At 35.7% G+C, this 20,393-nt stretch carries 16 protein-coding genes; 8 read left to right on the forward strand and 8 right to left on the reverse strand.

What is annotated here, in order from left to right; translation table 11 throughout:
* Positions 1–448: 448 nt before the first annotated feature.
* The gene (locus CG11_RS07960; RefSeq protein WP_052594878.1) at positions 449–1,450 is read left to right on the forward strand and encodes an SPFH domain-containing protein; all 1,002 of its coding nucleotides are present in this window, start codon (positions 449–451) and stop codon (positions 1,448–1,450) included.
* Between the two features lie 20 nt (positions 1,451–1,470).
* Positions 1,471–2,403 carry an NAD(+)/NADH kinase gene (locus CG11_RS07965; RefSeq protein ID WP_052594880.1) on the forward strand — a complete coding sequence of 311 codons (933 nt, stop codon included), beginning with the start codon at positions 1,471–1,473 and terminating at the stop codon, positions 2,401–2,403.
* Positions 2,404–2,460: 57 nt separating this feature from the next.
* On the opposite strand, the gene CG11_RS07970 is transcribed toward CG11_RS07965, so the two are convergent.
* The gene (locus CG11_RS07970; RefSeq protein ID WP_156039695.1) at positions 2,461–3,066 is read right to left on the reverse strand and encodes a hypothetical protein; all 606 of its coding nucleotides are present in this window, start codon (positions 3,064–3,066) and stop codon (positions 2,461–2,463) included.
* A gap of 1 nt (position 3,067) precedes the next feature.
* The gene (locus CG11_RS07975; protein WP_052594884.1) at positions 3,068–4,123 is read right to left on the reverse strand and encodes a hypothetical protein; all 1,056 of its coding nucleotides are present in this window, start codon (positions 4,121–4,123) and stop codon (positions 3,068–3,070) included.
* A 67-nt stretch (positions 4,124–4,190) separates the two neighbouring features.
* Here CG11_RS07975 and CG11_RS07980 point away from each other — a divergent pair, with 67 nt between their 5' ends.
* From CG11_RS07980 to CG11_RS07995, 4 genes are all read left to right on the forward strand, one after another.
* Positions 4,191–4,733 carry a hypothetical protein gene (locus CG11_RS07980; protein ID WP_052594886.1) on the forward strand — a complete coding sequence of 181 codons (543 nt, stop codon included), beginning with the start codon at positions 4,191–4,193 and terminating at the stop codon, positions 4,731–4,733.
* A 173-nt stretch (positions 4,734–4,906) separates the two neighbouring features.
* Complete coding sequence (locus CG11_RS07985; protein ID WP_052594888.1) at positions 4,907–6,172, forward strand: hypothetical protein; 1,266 nt, start codon at positions 4,907–4,909, stop codon at positions 6,170–6,172.
* Between the two features lie 321 nt (positions 6,173–6,493).
* A complete protein-coding gene (locus CG11_RS07990; protein ID WP_052594890.1) occupies positions 6,494–8,560 on the forward strand; it encodes a leucine-rich repeat domain-containing protein in 2,067 nt (688 codons plus the stop codon).
* A 69-nt stretch (positions 8,561–8,629) separates the two neighbouring features.
* Entirely contained in the window at positions 8,630–10,168 is a 1,539-nt protein-coding gene (locus tag CG11_RS07995; RefSeq protein WP_052594892.1) for a hypothetical protein, read from the forward strand.
* Positions 10,169–10,275: 107 nt separating this feature from the next.
* Here the strand turns inward: CG11_RS07995 and CG11_RS08000 are convergent, their stop codons facing one another.
* The 3 genes from CG11_RS08000 to CG11_RS08010 form a co-directional block, all read right to left on the reverse strand.
* Complete coding sequence (locus tag CG11_RS08000; protein WP_197043797.1) at positions 10,276–10,980, reverse strand: lipopolysaccharide assembly protein LapB; 705 nt, start codon at positions 10,978–10,980, stop codon at positions 10,276–10,278.
* Between the two features lie 136 nt (positions 10,981–11,116).
* Positions 11,117–12,526: an HTTM domain-containing protein gene (locus CG11_RS08005; RefSeq protein ID WP_052594896.1), complete on the reverse strand. Its 1,410-nt coding sequence runs from the start codon at positions 12,524–12,526 to the stop codon at positions 11,117–11,119.
* Between the two features lie 9 nt (positions 12,527–12,535).
* Positions 12,536–13,246 (reverse strand): lipopolysaccharide assembly protein LapB, encoded by a 711-nt coding sequence (locus CG11_RS08010; protein ID WP_052594897.1) that lies wholly within the window; start codon positions 13,244–13,246, stop codon positions 12,536–12,538.
* A 393-nt stretch (positions 13,247–13,639) separates the two neighbouring features.
* Between CG11_RS08010 and CG11_RS08015 the strand changes: the two genes are divergently transcribed.
* Positions 13,640–16,150 carry an AAA family ATPase gene (locus CG11_RS08015; RefSeq protein ID WP_052594899.1) on the forward strand — a complete coding sequence of 837 codons (2,511 nt, stop codon included), beginning with the start codon at positions 13,640–13,642 and terminating at the stop codon, positions 16,148–16,150.
* A 4-nt stretch (positions 16,151–16,154) separates the two neighbouring features.
* Here CG11_RS08015 and CG11_RS08020 read toward each other — a convergent pair whose 3' ends face one another.
* Positions 16,155–16,715, reverse strand: a complete 561-nt coding sequence (locus tag CG11_RS08020) for a hypothetical protein (RefSeq protein WP_052594902.1) — start codon at positions 16,713–16,715, stop codon at positions 16,155–16,157.
* A gap of 94 nt (positions 16,716–16,809) precedes the next feature.
* Entirely contained in the window at positions 16,810–17,400 is a 591-nt protein-coding gene (locus tag CG11_RS08025) for a hypothetical protein (protein WP_052594904.1), read from the reverse strand.
* 159 nt (positions 17,401–17,559) lie between these two features.
* Between CG11_RS08025 and CG11_RS08030 the strand changes: the two genes are divergently transcribed.
* Positions 17,560–18,351, forward strand: a complete 792-nt coding sequence (locus CG11_RS08030; protein ID WP_052594907.1) for a hypothetical protein — start codon at positions 17,560–17,562, stop codon at positions 18,349–18,351.
* Positions 18,352–18,426: 75 nt separating this feature from the next.
* Here the strand turns inward: CG11_RS08030 and CG11_RS08035 are convergent, their stop codons facing one another.
* A complete protein-coding gene (locus tag CG11_RS08035; RefSeq protein ID WP_052594909.1) occupies positions 18,427–20,133 on the reverse strand; it encodes a TIGR02594 family protein in 1,707 nt (568 codons plus the stop codon).
* Positions 20,134–20,393 lie beyond the last annotated feature (260 nt).

The following is a 20,393-nucleotide window of genomic DNA, read 5'->3' on the forward strand; positions in this document are numbered from 1 at the left end:
CACGAAGTATTGATTAAGTATCGTAATTGTTCCTTCTCATTTCAAAACTTACTCTACAAATGTAGAATAAAAAATTTAATTCTACAAGTGTAGAGCTAAAAATAACATTTCAACTAAAAAAAAGTCCCCAACCTCTAAATAAAACTCATGCATAGTATTAGGTTATTACAGCACTAACAAGCAATTAATTTTCAGTACATTACCATAATTTAGATCTTTTTATATTCTATGAAAATAAATTCTTATTTTTCTAATGATCAGACTTTTACAACAGTAAAGACACTAAGCCTACATTACTGATAATCAATACTATGAAACTTTCACAAAAAGTAATATGAGGTCAAAATAAAAAAACAAATAAGATAGGGAACTAAATAAACTTATTCTTAGTTTAAAAAACAAACTAAGCAAAAAATAACTTTTAAATAGACAACAAAATCAACACATTATGTTTGGATTTAAATTTATCAAATTCGATGCAATGACTTATGTCCTTCAGTATAAAAATGGAGGTATTAAACAAGAAGGCAGAGGGCTTTCATTTTGGTATTATCAGCCAACAACTTCCATTGCTGCGATTCCAATGGGTAGTGATGATGCTCCCTTCATTTTTGAAGACTCTACCAAGGATTTTCAAACGGTTACCGTGCAAGGGGAAATCACTTATCAAATCACAGATCCCAAACGATTGGCGGATTTACTCGATTTCACAGTCAATTCCAAAGGGAAAAGAATATCCGACGATTATCAAAAATTATCACAACGTATTATTAATGAAGCACAAGCCGCAGCTAGTGTTTTTCTAGGTAATAACACCTTAAAAGATGCGATGGCAGGTTCTAAAGTTCTAGAAAAAGCCATTCTAACACAACTTCAAAACTCAGAAGCCATCCAATCAATAGGTATTCAGCCACTAAGTATCATTGTACTATCTGTAAAACCTACTCCTGAAATGGCTCGTGCATTAGAGGCTGAAACTCGTGAAGCGCTGCAAATTGAATCGGATGAAGCAATTTATAAACGTCGCAATTTTGCGGTAGAACAAGAACGTGCCATCAAAGAATCAGAGCTGAATACAGAAATTGCCGTAGAGGAAAAGAAGAAGCAAATTGCCGACAAAAAAATGGAGGCAGAAATCAAAAAGGCAGAAAATGATAGAGCACTCCGAGAAATGAAACTCAATGCAGATATTGCCGTAGAGGAAAGTCGCAAACAGCTTATTGAATTGCAATCAGAAAACAAACGAAAAGCAGCTGATGCAGAAGCCTACCGACTAGAAAAAATGCTTGCTCTATACAAAGGTATGGATTGGAAAACCATCATGGCTTTGAATGGCAAAAGTGATCCCAAATTAAATGTGGCACTTGCCTTTAGAGAACTAGCCGAAAACTCAGGCAATATACAGAATCTCAACATCAGCCCTGATTTACTCAGCGATCTAATCAAGTAATATAAATTAAACAACAAATCATGGGTTTACAAAAAGATAACTTAATCATTATTAAGGGCGAATCTAGAATGAAGCAACTCAAAAAACGCTTCAATACCAAGAAGCAGGCTAAGTTCTATATGAGTAGCAAAGGTATCAATATAGATCAGGTAGAAAGTGAAGATGAGGCCATAGAGCGTTCGGTCGAAGCAGCTCAAAAAATATCCACCAACATGATGCGGACGCAAGTGGTCGAGCAAAACTTTTTGCCTAATTTCTCATTTGGAGAGGATGATGTTGTTGTTGTTATTGGGCACGATGGATTAGTTGCCAATACCGCCAAGTATGTGCACAACAAACCAATCTTGGGGGTCAATCCTGATCCCGAATTATACGATGGCATTTTGCTGCCTTTCACATTAAACAACTATCAAAAAGCGGTTGAAAATGTCAAAAAAAACAACTACCTGTCCAAGAAAGTGACGATGGCAGAAGCAAAACTCAACGATGGGCAAAGGCTACTGGCGTTTAATGATTTTTTTATTGGGCACCAGTCTCATAAATCGGCACGATACAAAGTCCATTTTCAAAATAAAGAAGAAAATCAATCTTCTAGTGGCATCATAGTTTCCACTGGTGCAGGGTCAACGGGTTGGCTGAGTTCTTTGATTAATATGGCCAACTGCATTTCTGCCCAATTTGGAAATAGCACCTCGGTACAGCAACAACGACTATCATGGGAAACCGATCGGCTTGTTTTTATTGTTCGAGAACCGTTTTTGAGCCGTGCTTCTAATATCCAATTAACGACTGGTTTTATCACCCATCAACATCAGTTACAACTAGAATCAAGTATGCCTAAAGAAGGTGTTATTTTTAGTGATGGTGTGATGGATGATTTTATAGAATTCAATTCTGGTGCCATTGTGCAAATTGGCATTGCTAAAGAGAAAGCGATTTTGGTAACGGGCTAATATGGGTACAAAGAGTTGATGCCTAACTAGTATTGGATAGTAAGTTATTCTTTATCATCAAGATATTTCTAAGAACTTTACTTCCCATACTGTTTCATTCGTCCGTCCAAATTGCTTGGTTACTCTCTTGAGTAAAAACTTGATTCGAACAAGTACTTCTTTCTCTTTTTTAAACTGTGTTGCACCTTTCTTTTTTATTTGAATTTGTTGGTAATAAGCTAATTCTCCTTGATAAGTTTCTCTTGATAATGGATGTAGTTTTTGCTGTATTTTCACTTTCCTACTTCCTACTTTCAACTCATAAGGAGCTTGTTTTAATAAGTCGCTTAATAGACGTTGGGGCACACACTTTTGCGGCTCAATAGAAGTGGCATTAGACAACCAGTTACAAGACAAACTAGCATTGGCATCAAAATTAGACAGGGCAGCTTCCATCGCTGCTTTACGTAATTCTAAGTTGTATTGAGAGCTGCTTATAATCTCTATATAATCCAATACATCCTGAAGTTTTAAGACCGCTTGTTCTTCATAAACGGCTAAATTTTCCCGTTCCAATTGTACAGATTTCAAATCAGACAAAGCATGGTCAGGTACAGCAACCGACTGCCCAAAAGAAAATACTGTTGCCCCAATCAACACGATAGTTACCAATATCTTTTTCATCTTATTTTTCATTTTGTACAAATCGGATTTCAATGATTTTTTTGCCTTTGTATTTGGTTTCTAGAATATTGATATTTTGCAAGCTTTTAATTGGCATGGTCATTTTATTGATAAATTCCTCTTTATTATACAAAGCCATGCCTCCACCTGTTTGACTGTGAATTTGAATAATTTGCGCTTCGTCACTCAACATTACATCCAATTGCGCCCGTCTTTCCTTCCAATCTTTCATTTTATTCATCGAGAAATAATGAATCATCAAAGCATAATCGTCTTTTTTTAGCGCAATTCTCTCTTGCTTCTTGGCACTACTAATAGAACGATGAATCAACAACGGCTGGTAATAAAGTGCTTCGATCTTTAATTTTATTACCTCCCCTCCTACATTTTCTACCCGCAAGCAGCTCAAGCTATCTACGGTTAAAGCAAGCGGTGATTCCCCTTTCTTTAACAAGAAAGCCTCAATATTCTTAGCTGCAATTGGCATTCCGTCATCCTGATCAACAATGCAGAACTGATAAGTTGTTTCTTTATAAAAAAATGAGCCCAATAAAAATACTCCTCCTATTACTAATGCAAGCAATGGTAGTAAAATAGTTGTTAATTTAGAGGAAGGTCTTGGAGTATCATCAAGCCACTCTTCCTTCACAACAGGCTCTAGTTCTAGATTACTCAAAAAAGCTTGCCAATCTGCAACACCAACATAACGAGATAATAAATTGAGCATATCTATTCGAGGAAGCTTTTCATTTTTCTTTACTTTCAAATGAGTATAAAACCACTTCTCACTAACATAGCCACCTACTGTTTCACTTAAAGTATCTTGGAACAATTTAATTTGCTTTCCTTTCCACTCGTGAATGGATTCTTGACAAGAAATCACTTGCTGCCGAAACGTTGCTTCTACCTCTTGCTTTAGCAACTCAAAGCCTCTTAATTGTTTTTCGGTCATGTTGTATAAATTTCTAATCTCATAATCGCCTGTTTTCTTCAACTCTACACCATTTTTTCTTTGCAAAACCCTTGTAAAATAGTTTACAAAGCGTTTACAAAGCATTTTTTAGCCGTTTTTGGGTGCGAATACTACTTTTGGTTTATTCTTTTACAAAATAAATAATTATTCCATGAAATCAGTTTTCTTAAGTTTTGGGCTTCTATTTATTGGCTTCAGTTTATGTTCTGCTCAAACCAAAAAAATTGCTTTGCGCAGCCACAGTGGCGCCAACTCAAGTTTTACAATTTATGTTCCAGATGAATTTGGTTTAGGACCTATTGACTATCGGATTCCGTCCCAAGTTAAAAAGAAAAAATGTCCGATTAACATCAAACCAATTACATCCAATAAGATTCCTTTAGAGGATTCTTTGGAGAAAATTCAACCTTGTAATCCTCCAAAATTTAACAAAAAATCCCAACAACGTCCTATTCATTCCAAACCTAAACCAAACCTCCTCCCCAAAAAATCACATCAAACCCTACAAAAAGATTCAACAGTAGATAAAACAGAAACTGTCTCTTCCTCCAACGACACCACTTCTATAAAACTAACTACTGTTCCACCTCAAAAATCTAGGGCTCTTATTTTAATCCTCCTCTTATCTACAATTTCACTGATAGGTTTCTTTTCTATTCTGATGAAACCGACAGTTTCTAATACGACTCACTAGCTTTATCGGTAGCCATTCAGACCATTACAAAGCCCCCCTTTCACTACGGATTATAAGCAGGTAATCTAAAAATCATGTATTAATCTAAGATTAAAATAGCACTTTATTCATTGTACTGCTTTGCGGTTTCTGTCATTTTTTCTGAATGGCTACTACTTATCAAAAAACATACTATGTCTATTAAATCTGCCCTTGGTAATAAGTCTTCAATAAAACAATATACATGGAGAAGCACCATCTTATTTGTTTTATTATTTACCATTAGTTTTTCCACCCCTACTAATTATATTCCTACCTTTCGAACGTACTCTGACCCTTTTTTTGAGCAGCTTATCTTGTGGACAGGGCTTTTTATTTTTAATCTCCAAGAGCCATTTATTTATCAATTAACATCAGATTCGACAGGAGCATATCTTCATACCTTTAACTTATTGATTATTTCGGTTGTTATAGCTTATTGCTGGAAACAACGACAACCCAAACTTAATGAGGCTAAATTAGCCTATGCATTCTATACATATGTTCGGTACTACTTGGCATTGCAGTTATTTTTATATGGATTTAACAAAGTATTCAAATGCCAATTTTTCCTACCAGAACCGAATACATTATACACATTTGTTGGGGACACTCCTAAAGACTTGTTGTTTTGGTCTACTATGGGGAGTTCCTATATTTATACATTTTGGGGAGGCGCGTTGGAAGTTCTTGCAGCCAGCCTGCTGTTATTTAGAAAAACCTATTTGATTGGTAGTTTATTTGCCCTAGGAATTTTGAGCAATGTTCTTGCTATCAATATAGGATTTAATATTTCTGTAAAACTCTATGCTAGTTTTTTTCTCTTCCTCTCGTTTATTTTGATTCTACCTTACCTCCCTTCACTACATGCTTTTTTTATTCATCAAAAATTAGTCCCTCCTAAGATTTGGTGGCCTGCATTTGAACAGCATCCCAAACGACTTGTATATGCTACGGTCAAAACCCTTTCAATTTGGCTTATCTTATTTGAATGTCTTATTCCTTATTTTGAAGCGAATAACTTCAACGACGACATCCAAACTCGCCCTCCTTTTCATGGTGCTTATGAAGTCAACTCTTTTTTAGAAAATGATGTTCCTATACCTGCCCTATCTAACTTCACCAAACGCTGGAAAAGGGTATTTGTACATCGTCGCAATTATTTTATTGTTCAAACCATGGATGATAAGATGCAAGATTACAAATTTCAATACAATGCAGAAGAACAACTATTCTATTTGACTCATACAGGCACTTTAGTTGAATATCCTTTCAGATATCAAGTGACCAATACGGGGGATTTAATATTGATTGGAAAGCAAGAAGGACAATCTATAGAAGTACGGTTAAAAGAGTTAAATTGGAGAAAAATGCCCCTTTTAGCTCCTAATTTTAGTTGGACAATTGATGCCATTCAATAAAAAAAGGCTAGAGTACCTTGCAGTACTCTAACCTTAGAAAACTAAACCCTAAAACCCATGAGCTACAAATATAGTAATATTTTTTTCTTTTACAGCTATTCTCTCATTTTTTTTATAAAAAATAATTACTAAGGCACAAAAAGACACTTAAACAACTAAAAATAAATGACTTACCAAGATATTAATGTTGTTTTATAACCTACTTTGTTATTTTTTTAATTATATTGTATAATAATTCTTCTAGCAAGAGTTCCATTTACCATCAATGAAGGTGTAGGATTCCCCCTAATAGCTTCACTGGAAAATTAACACACATAAGGTATGCGTGATTATTTATATTGCTGTGTAAAATGGTTAATTATTGTTTGTTTGCTTTTAAGATCTACCACCTCCTTAATAATATCTCAAACATTATTACCCCAAAATCTTCTAGCTTCACAACTAGAGTATACTTCTATTGCCCAAATAGAAGCTGCATTGTCGAAAGGTAAAAACATCTATCGCGTCAATCTGAGTAATCAAACCCCTAAATTAACAAGCATTCCAACCATTATCTTTACGCTTCAACACTTGCAAGCACTCAATTTGGAGGGAAATTATATCTCTATACTGCCTAACGAGCTAACAAACTTAAGCCATCTCCAATATTTAAACTTATCTAATAATGGCGTACAAGGTTTTCCAAAAGATCTAAAACCTTTAAAAAATTTACAAAAACTCCATTTAGAAAAAAATGGTTTACAAAAACTACCAACTGTTATAGGGCAGCTTGAGCATTTACAAGTATTACTATTAAAAGATAATGAATTAGAATCCTTGCCTTCAGAAATTGGCACACTAAAACAGTTGCAAACACTCAACCTAAAACGCAATCGATTGCACTCTATCCCCAAAGAAATTGGTCAAATCGAGACTTTAGAGGTACTTAATTTGAGTTCTAACCAACTACAAGCTATTCCTCTACTACATTTGCCTGCCTTAAAAATATTGGATATAAGCTACAATAGGCTAGATACGCTTTCTGATGTTATTAACAATCTTCAGCAATTGCACACACTCAATTTATCCAACAATCGCCTCAATTCTTTTCCTAAACAGATTTTGAGCTTAGAACAATTACAAATTTTGGATGTTTCTTCCAATCAAATTCTAAGTCTCCCCGAAACACTTCATCAACTGCAAACATTAAAGCACTTGTATGTCGAACGCAACCGATTAAAAGAACTTCCGTTGACGATTGGGAACTTACAACAACTTGAACACTTAGGATTAAAAAGCAATCGGCTACAAAATCTTCCTGCTTCTATTGGTCGGTTGACCTTACTCCAAAATTTAAACTTGACGAATAATCAACTTCAAGAGCTGCCCTCAACAGTAGCTCAACTAACCTCACTCACGAGCTTAAAAATAAGCAATAACTCCATAAACACCTTTCCTGAAGTCTTAGTTGCCTTACAAAAACTAGCAAGCTTAGACCTCTCCTTTAATAAAATCGAAATTATTTCTGATAAAATCCTAGCTTTAAAATCGTTAAAGACACTCAATTTGAGAGGCAATCAACTCACTTTATTACCACAAAATATAGCTTACTTCAATCAGTTACAAAATTTGAATTTAGCTGAAAATAAGTTAACTCATCTTCCTTCAAGCATTGGAAAATTACCCCAACTTCAAGTATTAACCCTTGAAAAGAATCAACTAAGTCACCTTCCTAATGAAATTGGTACCGCAAGCAGCTTAACTCACTTAATGGCGAGAAACAACCAACTTCAAAATATCCCCGCCACCATTGGGCAGCTAAAACAACTACAACTACTTGACCTTAGTAAAAATCTTTTATCCGAACTACCACAAGAATTTAAGCACTTAAAAACCTTGCAAAGCTTAGATCTTAGCAAAAATCAATTCGCATCCTTTCCTACTGTGTTGTTTCATTTAAGCAACTTGGTTGAATTGGATTTAAGTAGAAATACAATTTTAAGTATCCATGGAAATCTTGCCAATTGGAAAAAGTTAGAAAAATTAGATTTGCATGCGAATAATATCAATAAAATTTCCACAGACCTTAGCCCCTTAGAATATTTAAGGGAAATCAATCTTGAACGCAATGAATTGAGTGATTGGCCGATAGGTTTTGATCAACTAAAACGATTAGAAATTATTGAAGTGACCAACAATCAGTTGACAACAATCCCTGAAAGTTTCAAAAATCTAACGCATTTAACAGCACTCTATATCAACAACAATAGGTTAACGCAAATACCTGAAAGTTTGGCCCAGTTAAAAACATTAAAGATGCTCTACCTAATGGGCAATCCCTTAGACACTTCAACTGTGACCATCGAAAAAATCCACCAATGGTTACCAGAAACGAATACCGATTTATAAACTATTTAATACACCTTGATTTGTACTTTAATGAATCTATAAAGTATCAAATTGAATAAACCTCTAATTATGATAAAAAAACTATTACTTTTTTCTACACTAGGCTTCTGGGCTGTTCAAACCAACCTACAAGCGCAAAATGTGGGAATTGGAACCAATGCTCCCACTGAAAAACTGCATGTCGTAGGAAATGCTAGAATTACGGTGCTTGGGGGCACTGGAACTCGTATGGTTGTTGCCGACCCCAATGGCGTTCTTGCAACTCAGGCAATCCCAGCAGGAGGAGATATTACAAGCGTTACAGCAGGCGCAGGTCTCGTCGGTGGAGGAACTACGGGGGCAGTTACCTTAACAGCTAGTGCCGACAATGGATTGTATGTCAATGCTGGTGCTGACCGCATTCGTATGGGGGGTGCTTTAGTTGAAAATACTACTATTACACAAGGCAATTTTAATTTAACATACAACCTTTCTGGATCGGGTGATTTTGTCGTTCAAGATAATGGAATCAATAAATTTACAGTTCTAGATAACGGCACCTCTCGATTTGGGGGCGATGTAGAGTGGCGAGACGAAAACACAGGAGGTACCTTGTTAGCTAACTTATTTGACGATGGTGATGATGGTCGCTTCATTATTAGAGAAAACGGTGCTACATCTATTGATTTGGATGCCAACACACAAGTTATTTTCAATGAACAAGGACTAGATCGTAACTTTAGAATAGAATCTGACGGGATTGCGAATATGTTTTTTGTCGATGCAGGCACCAACCGAGTTGGTATTGGTACAGGCACGCCTGTTGATCGTTTGGAAGTAGCTGGTGGTCGAGTAGAATTTACCGCAACAACTGATGCAACAGGTACTGCTGGCTCTGGTGTTTTAGAAATTGGGAACACCTTAAGAATTGATGGCAATGAAATGATTACCAATGCCAACACACCTCTCTATTTGCAAAGTGATAATGGTGGAGACTTAATTGTAGATGGCAATAGTCTGATGGTAGATGCTAGTACCAATCGAGTCGGTATTGGAACAGGTGCTCCTAGTAGAACACTGGATGTTAATGGTACAGTTCGTATTCGTGGTGGTGGTGCCACTGCTGGTGATGTCCTACTATGTCAAGATAATGCAGGTAATGCTATTTGGTCTAATGCAGGTTATGGAATGGTTCCAATCGGATCCATTGTTGCTTGGCATGGAAATATCGGTGGGGGACTTCCTGGTTTACCTGCTGGTTGGGTGGAATGTGTCGGGGGAACTGTTGTAGATGCAGCTAGTCCTATCAATGGTCGTCCTATTCCAAACCTAAACAACAATACAACTTCAGTCTCTGGTGATGTATCTAGGGGTCGTTTTTTGAGAGGAAGTACTGTCAGTGGACAATTTCAAAATGATGATGCCAATAATTTTGAACAGGTACAAGCCGATGACTCGGATCAAGGGATAATCAATGGTGTTAGCACAATAGATGATGATGGAAACTGGGGTAGTTATATGGCAACGTCTAGAGATGGTGGCGATAGAGATCCTTTGCGGTTTAGAGTAGCAGGTATTGAAAACCGAGTAACGAATATGAGTGTTCGTTGGATTATGCGAATTAAATAAACAGCTCTCACTCTATATCATGTGTTCGTAGCCTAATATTAATTCTAACACCAACTTTTAAGATGCGCCTAGATGAAACATTACGTTTTAGGCGCATTTTTTATTTGTTACTGAATGGTTGTTTTTTGCTGCATCAATTGTAATAATATTTGATAGTTTTGTTGAGCTAGAATAAACGAAGTATTATCCTGAAATAATTTTTTATACGTTCTTTGAGCCGCTTCCAAATCGTTTGCTTGTATTTGTATTGCCCCTATAAAATTTAAGCTAGCATGATAATAAGTAACGAGTTCGCTTTCTCCATTTTCTAAAATGATTTCTCGTTGTAACAATTTAGCCAAAGGATCATCAAGGTTCTTCTCCATTTGCAAGACGGCATTCCCAAAATCACCATGTGCTTTATATAAAACTGCCATCTCATAACGATACTCTAAGGCTCTTTTAGGTTCTACCTCAATCAAAGCCATATAAGCAGCCACAGCATCAACATAATTTGTTTGTTCAACCAATGATTTTGCTTTTAACAACAATAGTTTTCGTTGTTCTAATTCATTAGCCTCTTTTAGAGCTATATCTACGGCTTTTATAGCGGAGTCGTAAGCTCCTACTTTGAAGTAACAATCGGCTAACCTTTTGTACACGCTGTTGTTGTTAGGATCTAAATCTTCGATTTCATGCAAGTACACAATAGCGGTATGATAATCGTCTAAACTGAGTGCTCTATTGTATTTGTTCTCAATATGAGAAACTGTTTCTGGTGCCACACAAGCCCATAGCAGCAAAAAAAATGAACAATATATCAAGTATTTCATAACTCTATTTTTGGGGTATATAATCATGCTCGTCCAATACATTATTCCTATAATGTAACGAACCGTTTATTCTTCTTTATTCTTCCTTAGTAGTTAGCTAAGGTGCTACTTCCTAGGACAGCCTTAAATTATCAGATTACTTAAAATAACCATCTTCATCTGAATAGCGTAAAATCCAATCGTTGTGTTTCCAGTAATGCGTCTCGACACTTGCTAAATCAACATCGGGATGAACAATGGGCACAAAAGGGCGCTTATTTCTTGAGACAAGTATTTCACCTCTAATTTCAACATTCTTAAAACCTGCCAACTCGGCTTCCTTTTTTAAAAATCGAGCAAACTGAGGCACTAAAGTCGGCCAGATTCCTAAACTCTTAACCTGTCTAGGGGATAAAAAATTCTCAGGTACTAATTCAGAATAACCCAACTCTACTGTTTTTGTATCGTCCATTTCGACAACACTCATTTTAGCATAAACATCACTACTACCAGACATCATATGCCAGCTGTATAATTTTCCTTCCTTCGTCCAAAAAACACTTCCATCTATTGCCCAACTTCTAAAAGGGAATAACAACTGAAAAACAACAAATACTCCCAAGCTTATCATTACGACTGATTGATATACCAGTGACGCTGTTTGTTTCTCTACGACTTCGGCTTGTCCTTCGAGCTGTTTGTTTCTAAAACGTTTGTTAATAAATGCAGCTAATTCAACAGGAGGAATAAATAAAACAAATGACAGCAACATGGTATAAGGAAACGTTCCTATTCTCAAAAACAAAGCATTCGTCATATTAAAACTAACGACAAGAATAAACGCCAGCCACAATGTTCTTCGACATAATAAAAGTCCTCCTATGAATAGGTCAAAAAATATTCCTCCCCAAGTAATTAACATCGAGCAAGGATAAATAATGTGATGTTTGACCGACCAACCTTTTAACGCAAAACTATTCTCTACCAAAGAATAACCTGCCATATTATCAATCCAATCTTTATTTTGCAACTTAGAAAGTCCTCCATAAAAGTAGATCACCAGAAACTGGAATCGAAACAAATACAACTGCCACCTAGGAATTTTTCCACTCAAGCCCAAACGCCACTTATCAATTGAAAATGCCTGATGTGCATCGGTTGTAGCAAAAAAAATAGCTACTAGTGCGTAGGCATAATAATGATTGTTCCAATACGAAACGTCAATTAAAAATACATAGATGTAGACAACTGCCATTGCAATACTAGCAAACCGATAATAAACTCCTAACAGTAACATAACAGCCAAAATACAGCCAAGATACAAGGTAAAATTCATGAGTCCTGGCGGAAGAATTTCTAGCCATTCAAAACCAGGGTATCTAAAATGAAAAATAGGATCAATATAGCGCAGTTTGCCAAGATTCGTCCACAAAATGAGCTTCCCAAAAAAGTAAAACATAATCACGCCCCAAGCCATTCTAAAAAGAGCTAAAGACTCAGCAGGAACAGACTCAAAAAGGTGTGCTCTTAAACCAACTTTTTTATCGATGTTAGCTACTTCTGTCATATACAAGTTTTATTTCTTGGCAGTACTTGCTTTTAATTGTTCCAACAATTTTTTGTTTCCTGCGGCCAACTTAAAGGGAACCCCCAAGCGAGTAATTTCATCATAAATAGCGGTGGCAGCATCAAAATCATTGGTTTCAATTTTTATATATCCGATATAATTGAGAGCCGCTAAATAATAAGAGACATTATCTTCTCCCCAATCCGAATGAATTTTAGTTAAAGTTGTTTTACTCGCTGGCAAATCCCGCACCTGTTCCATTGTTTGAATACCATTCTGAATATCTCTTGCTTGAAAATACAGGACACCAATTTCATACAAATACTCCAACGCCTTCGTTTTATCTAGCCCTTTGAGTACATTGTAGGCAGCTATTGCTTCTGGATAGTTTCGAGATGCTGTCAATGATTCTGCTTTTAATGTCCATAAAACTAGCTGTTCTTCTAGAGTTACTTTAGGTATTAACTCCTCTGCAACTTTGATTGCACCAGCATAGTTTTTAGTTACCTTGTATAATTCTGCTAATTGTATCGCTGTAGAATCAAGATTGGGGTTGATTGCTAATAGCTCGTGGGCATAGTAAATAGCCGTGTAATAATCATTATAACCAATTGCTTTGTCCAATTGTACTTGCAACTGTTCTGTAGATGTAGTATTATTGTTGGTACACGAAACAAAGAGACCAAACAGAATGCTGTATAAGGTTATTTTGAGGTTCATAGACTTTTTTGTATTAATTTAGTAGAGATTATCAATAGCTCGGGTTTTAATACGCTCTAGTTTTTGAAGGAGTTGTTATTAGTTAGTCATTCGCACTCCACGCCCTCACAAAACCACTAACTATCAACAAAATACACCTTCAATCAGATTAATATTTTGTCATCCTAATGGTGCTAATAGATAATTTCAACGACCACAAAGTAGTCGTGCAGTTAACTAACTATTGTATTAAGAGAATCCTAACAAATATAACATTATTACGCAATTTTCCTTCTATAAAATTTATAACAATCTTATTTCTCATAAATCGACATTAACAAAATAAAATATCGCCCAATACACATTCCTTAATAAACCACTAATACGAATCAACTACAAAAAACCAATATATTCATGGAAACTTTTATTGGAATTATACACCGAGTAACTTATCACAATACAGAAACGGGGTGGACTGTTTTAAAAGTTAATCCAATGCAAAGTTTGCACGAGTTAAGAACGGTTACAGTCCATCAAGCCAATGTTTTTGCGGGGGCAACGATGGAATTTGAAGGAGAATGGGTACAACACCCTAAATTTGGCGAGCAGTTCAAAGCTCATAAAATTATTGAACGAAAGCCCGCTACTGCCTCTGCTTTAGAAAAGTACTTAGGTTCAGGGATGATTCGTGGAGTAGGTCCCAAAATTGCAAAGCGCATTGTCAACTATTTTGGAGCAGATACCTTAGATATTTTTGAATATAAAATTGAACGGTTAACGGAAGTTCCTGGAATTGCCAGTACAAAATTGCAGCAAATTACCAATTCATGGGTCGAGCATCGAGAAATTCGAAATGTGATGCTATTTCTTCAAAGTTATGGCATTAGCACCCTATTTGCAGTGAAGATTTTTAAGCAATATGGCAACGATGCGATCCGTATTGTTCAAGAAAATCCTTATCAATTATCCAAAGATATTTATGGCATTGGTTTCTTTTCTGCTGATAAAATTGCCTTGAATATTGGTTTGGAAAAAGACAGCCCTCAACGAATACGAGCAGCAATTAGTCACGTTTTGGCAGCTAGTAGAGAGCAAGGACATTGTTATTTGGAGTTAGCAAATATTCAATTAGAAGTAAAAAAATTATTACAACAGGATTTTACAACATTGGTTCTTCAAGAAATTGTAGGTATGGAGGCTGATAACGAGCTAAAAACAAGACAACAAGATACCTTAACGTGCTACTACTCCAAGAGCTTATACTATGACGAACTCAATACCGCTCATTTAACCAAACAACTACGCCAACAAAAAATCCAAATTGATCTAAAAAGAGTAAACAATTGGCTAGGACGTTATAATCAGCGTCAAAAATTTCCGCTTAGCCAAGAGCAATATCACGCTGTACTAGGTGCTGTAGCGCAGCCTTTTTCTATCTTAACAGGAGGTCCTGGTTGTGGAAAGACCACCACCACAAAAGCCTTGGTTCAACTCCTTCGTGCTATGAAAAAGCGTATTTTATTAGCCGCACCAACTGGTCGAGCTGCACAACGCATGGCTGAAGTTATTGGTATGGAAGCTCAAACCATCCATCGTTTATTGGTTTGGCAACCTGGCTCTGGGCAGTTTCAAAAAAACGAAGAAGAGCCTTTGGAATGTGATTTCATTATTATTGACGAATCGTCTATGTTAGATATTTCTCTGGCTGCTTCCTTACTCAAAGCCATTCCAACTAAAGCCCAAGTCTTGTTGATTGGAGATGCCGACCAATTACCTTCGGTAGGCGCAGGAAATGTTCTAAAAGACTTGATAGATAGTCAAGTTGTTCCTACGTACCAGCTCTTGAAAATTTTTCGCCAAGCACAAGAAAGTCGCATCATTCAATACGCACACCAAATTAATAAAGGACAAGTACCTAAAATTGAGTCGCCAATTCACCAAACTAATGCATGGGAACAAGGTATTGATTGCCTATTCATTGATTCGGACGAAGCGACCAAAGATCAATTGAAATTCATCCAGAAAATCAACAAAACGATGAAAGAGGTGCTTGAAAACAATAATATTGCCTTTGTCAAGGAATCGGATGAAACCTACAAATCTGTTCAAATGAAAAAAGATTTCTACATCCAAGAAACTTCAGAAAAAGAAATAGATGCAATTCGACGCAAAGGAGTTCGTTCTTATGTTTTTAATATTCCTGATAAATATTTAAATGCTGATTTGAATGCGCTTTTAAAATCGTCAAGTGAAGCAACAGCTTTAAAACAAGTTTTGCAAAATATTCATCCGTGGTCTTCGCTTCATTATGGTTTGACCGCAGCAGAAATGATCGTTCGTTTATACACCAAAACAATTCCTAACAAATTCTCTACTCTATTAGAAACACAGATTTTAGCTCCCATGAAAGTAGGCAGCATGGGAACCAACAATCTCAATCAGTTGATTCAAGCAATGGCAAACCCCGCTCAACAAGGCAAAGCGTCCATCGAGATGGGGAGCCGTGTCTTTAGAATAGGCGATCGAGTTATTCAACGCCGAAACAATTACGATTTAGAAGTTTTTAATGGTGATATTGGAATTATTACGTCCATCAATTCTTTAGATATGGTATTAGCTGTTCAATATCAAAATGGCTCTGAAACTAGAATTGTTGAATATCAAAAACAAGACATTATTGACCTAGAGTTAGCCTATGCCATTACCATTCACAAATCTCAAGGAAGTGAATTTGATATTGTTATCATTCCATTGGTTTTACAACACTTTAGCATGTTGTATCGCAACTTGATTTATACAGCATTGACCCGAGCTAAAAAAATGGCTATTTTTGTAGGTACTCGAAAAGCATTGGGTATTGCGGTTCGGAATATTGACAATCGTCAACGAAAGACCATGCTAAAAGAACTTTTGCTACAATCATGACCAATTACTGAATGGCTGCTATCAATATTTCCCATTCATCTGTCTGTGCCTTATCCAAAACAACGGCTTTGTTCTCTAAATCAACCACCTTATCAAAACTTCTTAAATCGCCATCTTTAAAATACAACTTCACCTGACGCTTTTTTGTTTTGTCTGCCTCGTAAGCCGCTAAGTTTGCAGGGGAAGCATTGTACTCTTCCAAAGTGTAGAGTGCCGCTATTGGTTTTCCTTCATGGTAATAAAAAACAGCTTCTTGTGCTTTCATTCCTCCTGCAAAACAGAACACATATTTTTTTAGATCCTTATAATCTTTAACTGCACACTCATGTATTTCTTGAATAGTAATATTACGCTCAATCGGTTTAAATTCCGCTGTTTCTTGATCAATTTTTTGAATTAGTTGATCTACATTTAATGTTGTAGTAGCAACAGTAGGCTTTGAAGGGGCAACTTCTACCTTGACATTCACCTCTTGCGGATTGGTTGTTCTGTCCTTCGTTTTCTTGGTTCCACAACCAATTAAAATAAAAAGCCCTGTGCCGAATAGTAGTTTGTATACTTGCATGTTACGTTATTTATAAATTAAGTCGGTTTATTTTCATAGAAAAATCAAACATCTACGAAATCTTCGGTTGTAATACAACGATTAACAAATTTCATTACAACATCTTAACCTTTATAGTGTGTGTTTTGTTTTTCATTGAATTGACTTCTTCTATCAAAGCATTGGCACTAAATATATTATTATCCGAAGACGTTCTACTACTATAAAAATTAATTGTAATCATATAATTAGGATTCTGCAAGGCATCCAAAGCTTCCTTACTAATGTTTAAGTTTTCAATGTGCATGGTTTGGGTCTCATTCTGTTCATATAACAATGCGATACTTTTAAGGTATATTTGTTCATCCTCTTCATTATAATAATCTTTACCAGCAACATTTGACACATCTTTGGGCAATCCGCTTAAAGCAATATCAACAACCAAACGCTCTTTACCACTATCCAATATCTTTTGTACACCTTCTGAAAAATCAAAATGAATGGCAAAAGATGGCACAGGAATGCTATCTGGAGGATTCGGAGTTGCTTGGTTCTCATCAGACACTGTTGTATTTTCTTCCACCTCTCGCAACACTTCTGTATTGGTTGCTAAAGTATCCGTTACTGTCTCTACATTAGTCGATGGGCTTGTTTCATTAGCGCAAGCAGTTAATAAAAATAAGAAAATTAGATAGTAAAATTTCATGACTTAGTTTTGTGTAAAAAAGTTATTTAATATCGCTACGAATACAATTTTTAAGCATTGTAACCACCTCTTTTTGTAGCAAACAGAGGTAAATCTCCAATTAAAATGGCACTATTAATGTACGATTAACTATCATTATTAAATACAAAATCAAATATTATGCATCAGTCCATTTTAAGCCTCTTTTTTAGTTGCTTTTTAGCACTTTATGCTCAAGCTCAACTCCAAAACACAGGTTCTCAAAAACCTCCTTTTGAAATTTTGCATGACCAAACAAAGGAATACTGGTTTAATCAAATAGAAAAGAGGCTACAAGAAAACGAGCTCTCTAATGAAGAAAATTTCACATTTAGTTTTGTAGATTTAGATGGCAATAAACAAGTTGAACTAATTACTTTTTCTGGAGATGAACATTATAAAATTACTAGAGTTTTTAATCTTGTTTTTTTAGAAAATGGGAATATACAATTAAAAAAAATTCATCAGTGTAATGATGCCTATTCTTTAATTCTTGACTTGGATAAAGATGGCATTCCTGAATTATTGGAACCAGCAGTTACCCCCCAATTTTTAGCTCAGTTTGACAGTCCGTTATCCCCAGAAAATGCTTCCATTCAAGACTATATCGAGACGATTTTTAGTACAAGTCCTTCCTCCTATTCTGATGTACAGGCAATCCATCAAAAAGCAGAGCATGAATTCTCAAAAATTATTAATGATCAAGATCAAAAAGCAAACTACTTCCAAAACTCTAGGTTGTTTTTTCGAATGCCCATCCAAATTCTCACATACCAAGATGGAAAATTTGTTAACGCAACTTCGTTTTATAAAAATCATCTAGAATGGAAAGCAGCCATACTCGAACAACTAAAAAATAAAACGACAACACTACAAGCGAAGCAGTTTCTTGATTTGGTTCTTAAAGACACTCAATTGATGTTAGAAAAATGACTTTACTCTAAAGTACAACGTACTATTTGTTTTAGACAAATAGTACGCTGCCGACCAAGCCTTAATAAAAGAACCTTAATCTAAGTAGTTTTGTTCAGGAATATTCCAACTAGAAGGTACTTTATAAGCAATTACTTGCCTTCTCTCCTTTTTGATATTAACAGAATTGTTCTGGTTACCTCCCAACATTGTAATTACCTTAGTTTTCTTGTTGTATCCTACAACAAAACCAATATGCCCTGCACCACCTCTTTTAACAATTGCCAAGGCTCCATAAACAGGTCTGGAGACTTCTTTTCCATATTTGGCGGCATATGTTTTGGCTCTCATGCCATCAAATCCAGATAAAGGAGATTGTCCTGTTTGTTTAAAACAATAAGAGACAAAAGCAGCACACCAATTGGCATCGCGCACTGTTTGAGTTTTTGCCCAATCATACGCCCCTAAGCTTTCAAACAACATTTTAACCCATGGATCATCTTTTACCATTCTAGCAGTTTCTTTTTTTCCCAAATGCTTTTCTGCCTCTCTAATCCACGATGGTTTAATGTAGCCACCTTCTGCCAATTCGGTCTCTTCCCCTTCACTGGTTTTGCCATCATCTGAAACATTACCACCAGAGGAACTACCTCCTTTTATCATAATCGTCTCCCCAGCATTAAAGCCTTGCTCTCCATTGCCATAAGTTTTTAATTTGTCTGCATTCCATTCCTTCAACTGCTCTACTGTCACCCCATGCTCCTTTGCAATTCGCAACAAGCCCCAACCCGAAGGCACCTCAAAGGTATTTCCTGAATTAGACTCAGTATTAGATTCTGTATTCTTAGTTTCTTGCTCACCACCTTTAAATCCAGTCAATCGAGCTGTTCTATTTTTCCACCCTTTGATATACTTACCAAACTTGGTAGGATTCTTTTTGACCAATCCATCGTAGTACTCATTTTGGTACACTACAAATTTTTCAACCAATTGATTAGCATTACTAGCATTGATTGCAGCAATTTCAGCTGTTGTAAATTCGGAATTATTCACAGGGAATTTATTGTTAGAATCTAATGTATTTAAGGCTCTTTTGATGTTCTTTTTAACAATTCCTGGCGTCAAAATACTTTGGTCAAAAATAGCATTGATAACCTTGGTACTCTTAATTTTATCCAAGCCATTTTGCTCAAATCTAGTCTTGATATAATATTCGTCTACCTGTTGTTTCGTAATATCCTTAATCAAGGAGGGATTATTAACATCTAAACCAAACATTTTTGCAAAAGCAGGCCATTCTCTTTTTTCAGCAATTCCATATTTGGTTTTTCCTCCTGGATCATTAGGATCATCCACATAACCACCTTCTGATTTATGAATACCAGTTAAAAACTCTTTTACAGCGGGGGTTTCGGCAATTGCAGCATATTTATCCTGACCTTCTTGTATTGAAGAATTATCATTTGGACTAGGTTGATCATCAACTCGTGGGGTAGGATTTTCTTCTTGGTTGACAAGAGAATGATCTACTATATCATCTCTTTTGCTCAGCGAATCACCAATATTTTCTGTCGTTTCATTAACCTTATTGACAATCTTTCCACCAAGTTTCAATTTTTGCTGCCTTTGAATAACATTATCTTCTATTTTTTGAATAGCAGCGTTCAACCGATCCAATTTAGAACGTTCTTGATCGTCAATAACGCCATCTTCATTAAATAGTTTTTCATAATAAGCCAGTGTATCTTTGTATTTTCGAACTTGACCTCTTAACGTTTTTAGTTGTTTTAATAACTTAGACATAATAGTGTGTTTTATTAGGTGTAATGGTTTTATAGCAATGAATTCAAGAGATTTATAATCTCAAAAAAACAATATACAACTATTAAATCTAGTATTTTTTTACCAAAAAAACAAACAAAAATATCTTTTGATCAAGAGTCTAATGTTTTATTATAGATAAATTAACCTATAATTCATCTATGCAGGGCATTGTAGATAAACAATTAAAAATCAAATTGAAGCATAAAAGCGCATAAACATAACATAAAAATTAACCTATA

The sequence above is a fragment of the Aureispira sp. CCB-QB1 genome (assembly GCF_000724545.1).
Lineage (GTDB): Bacteria > Bacteroidota > Bacteroidia > Chitinophagales > Saprospiraceae > Aureispira.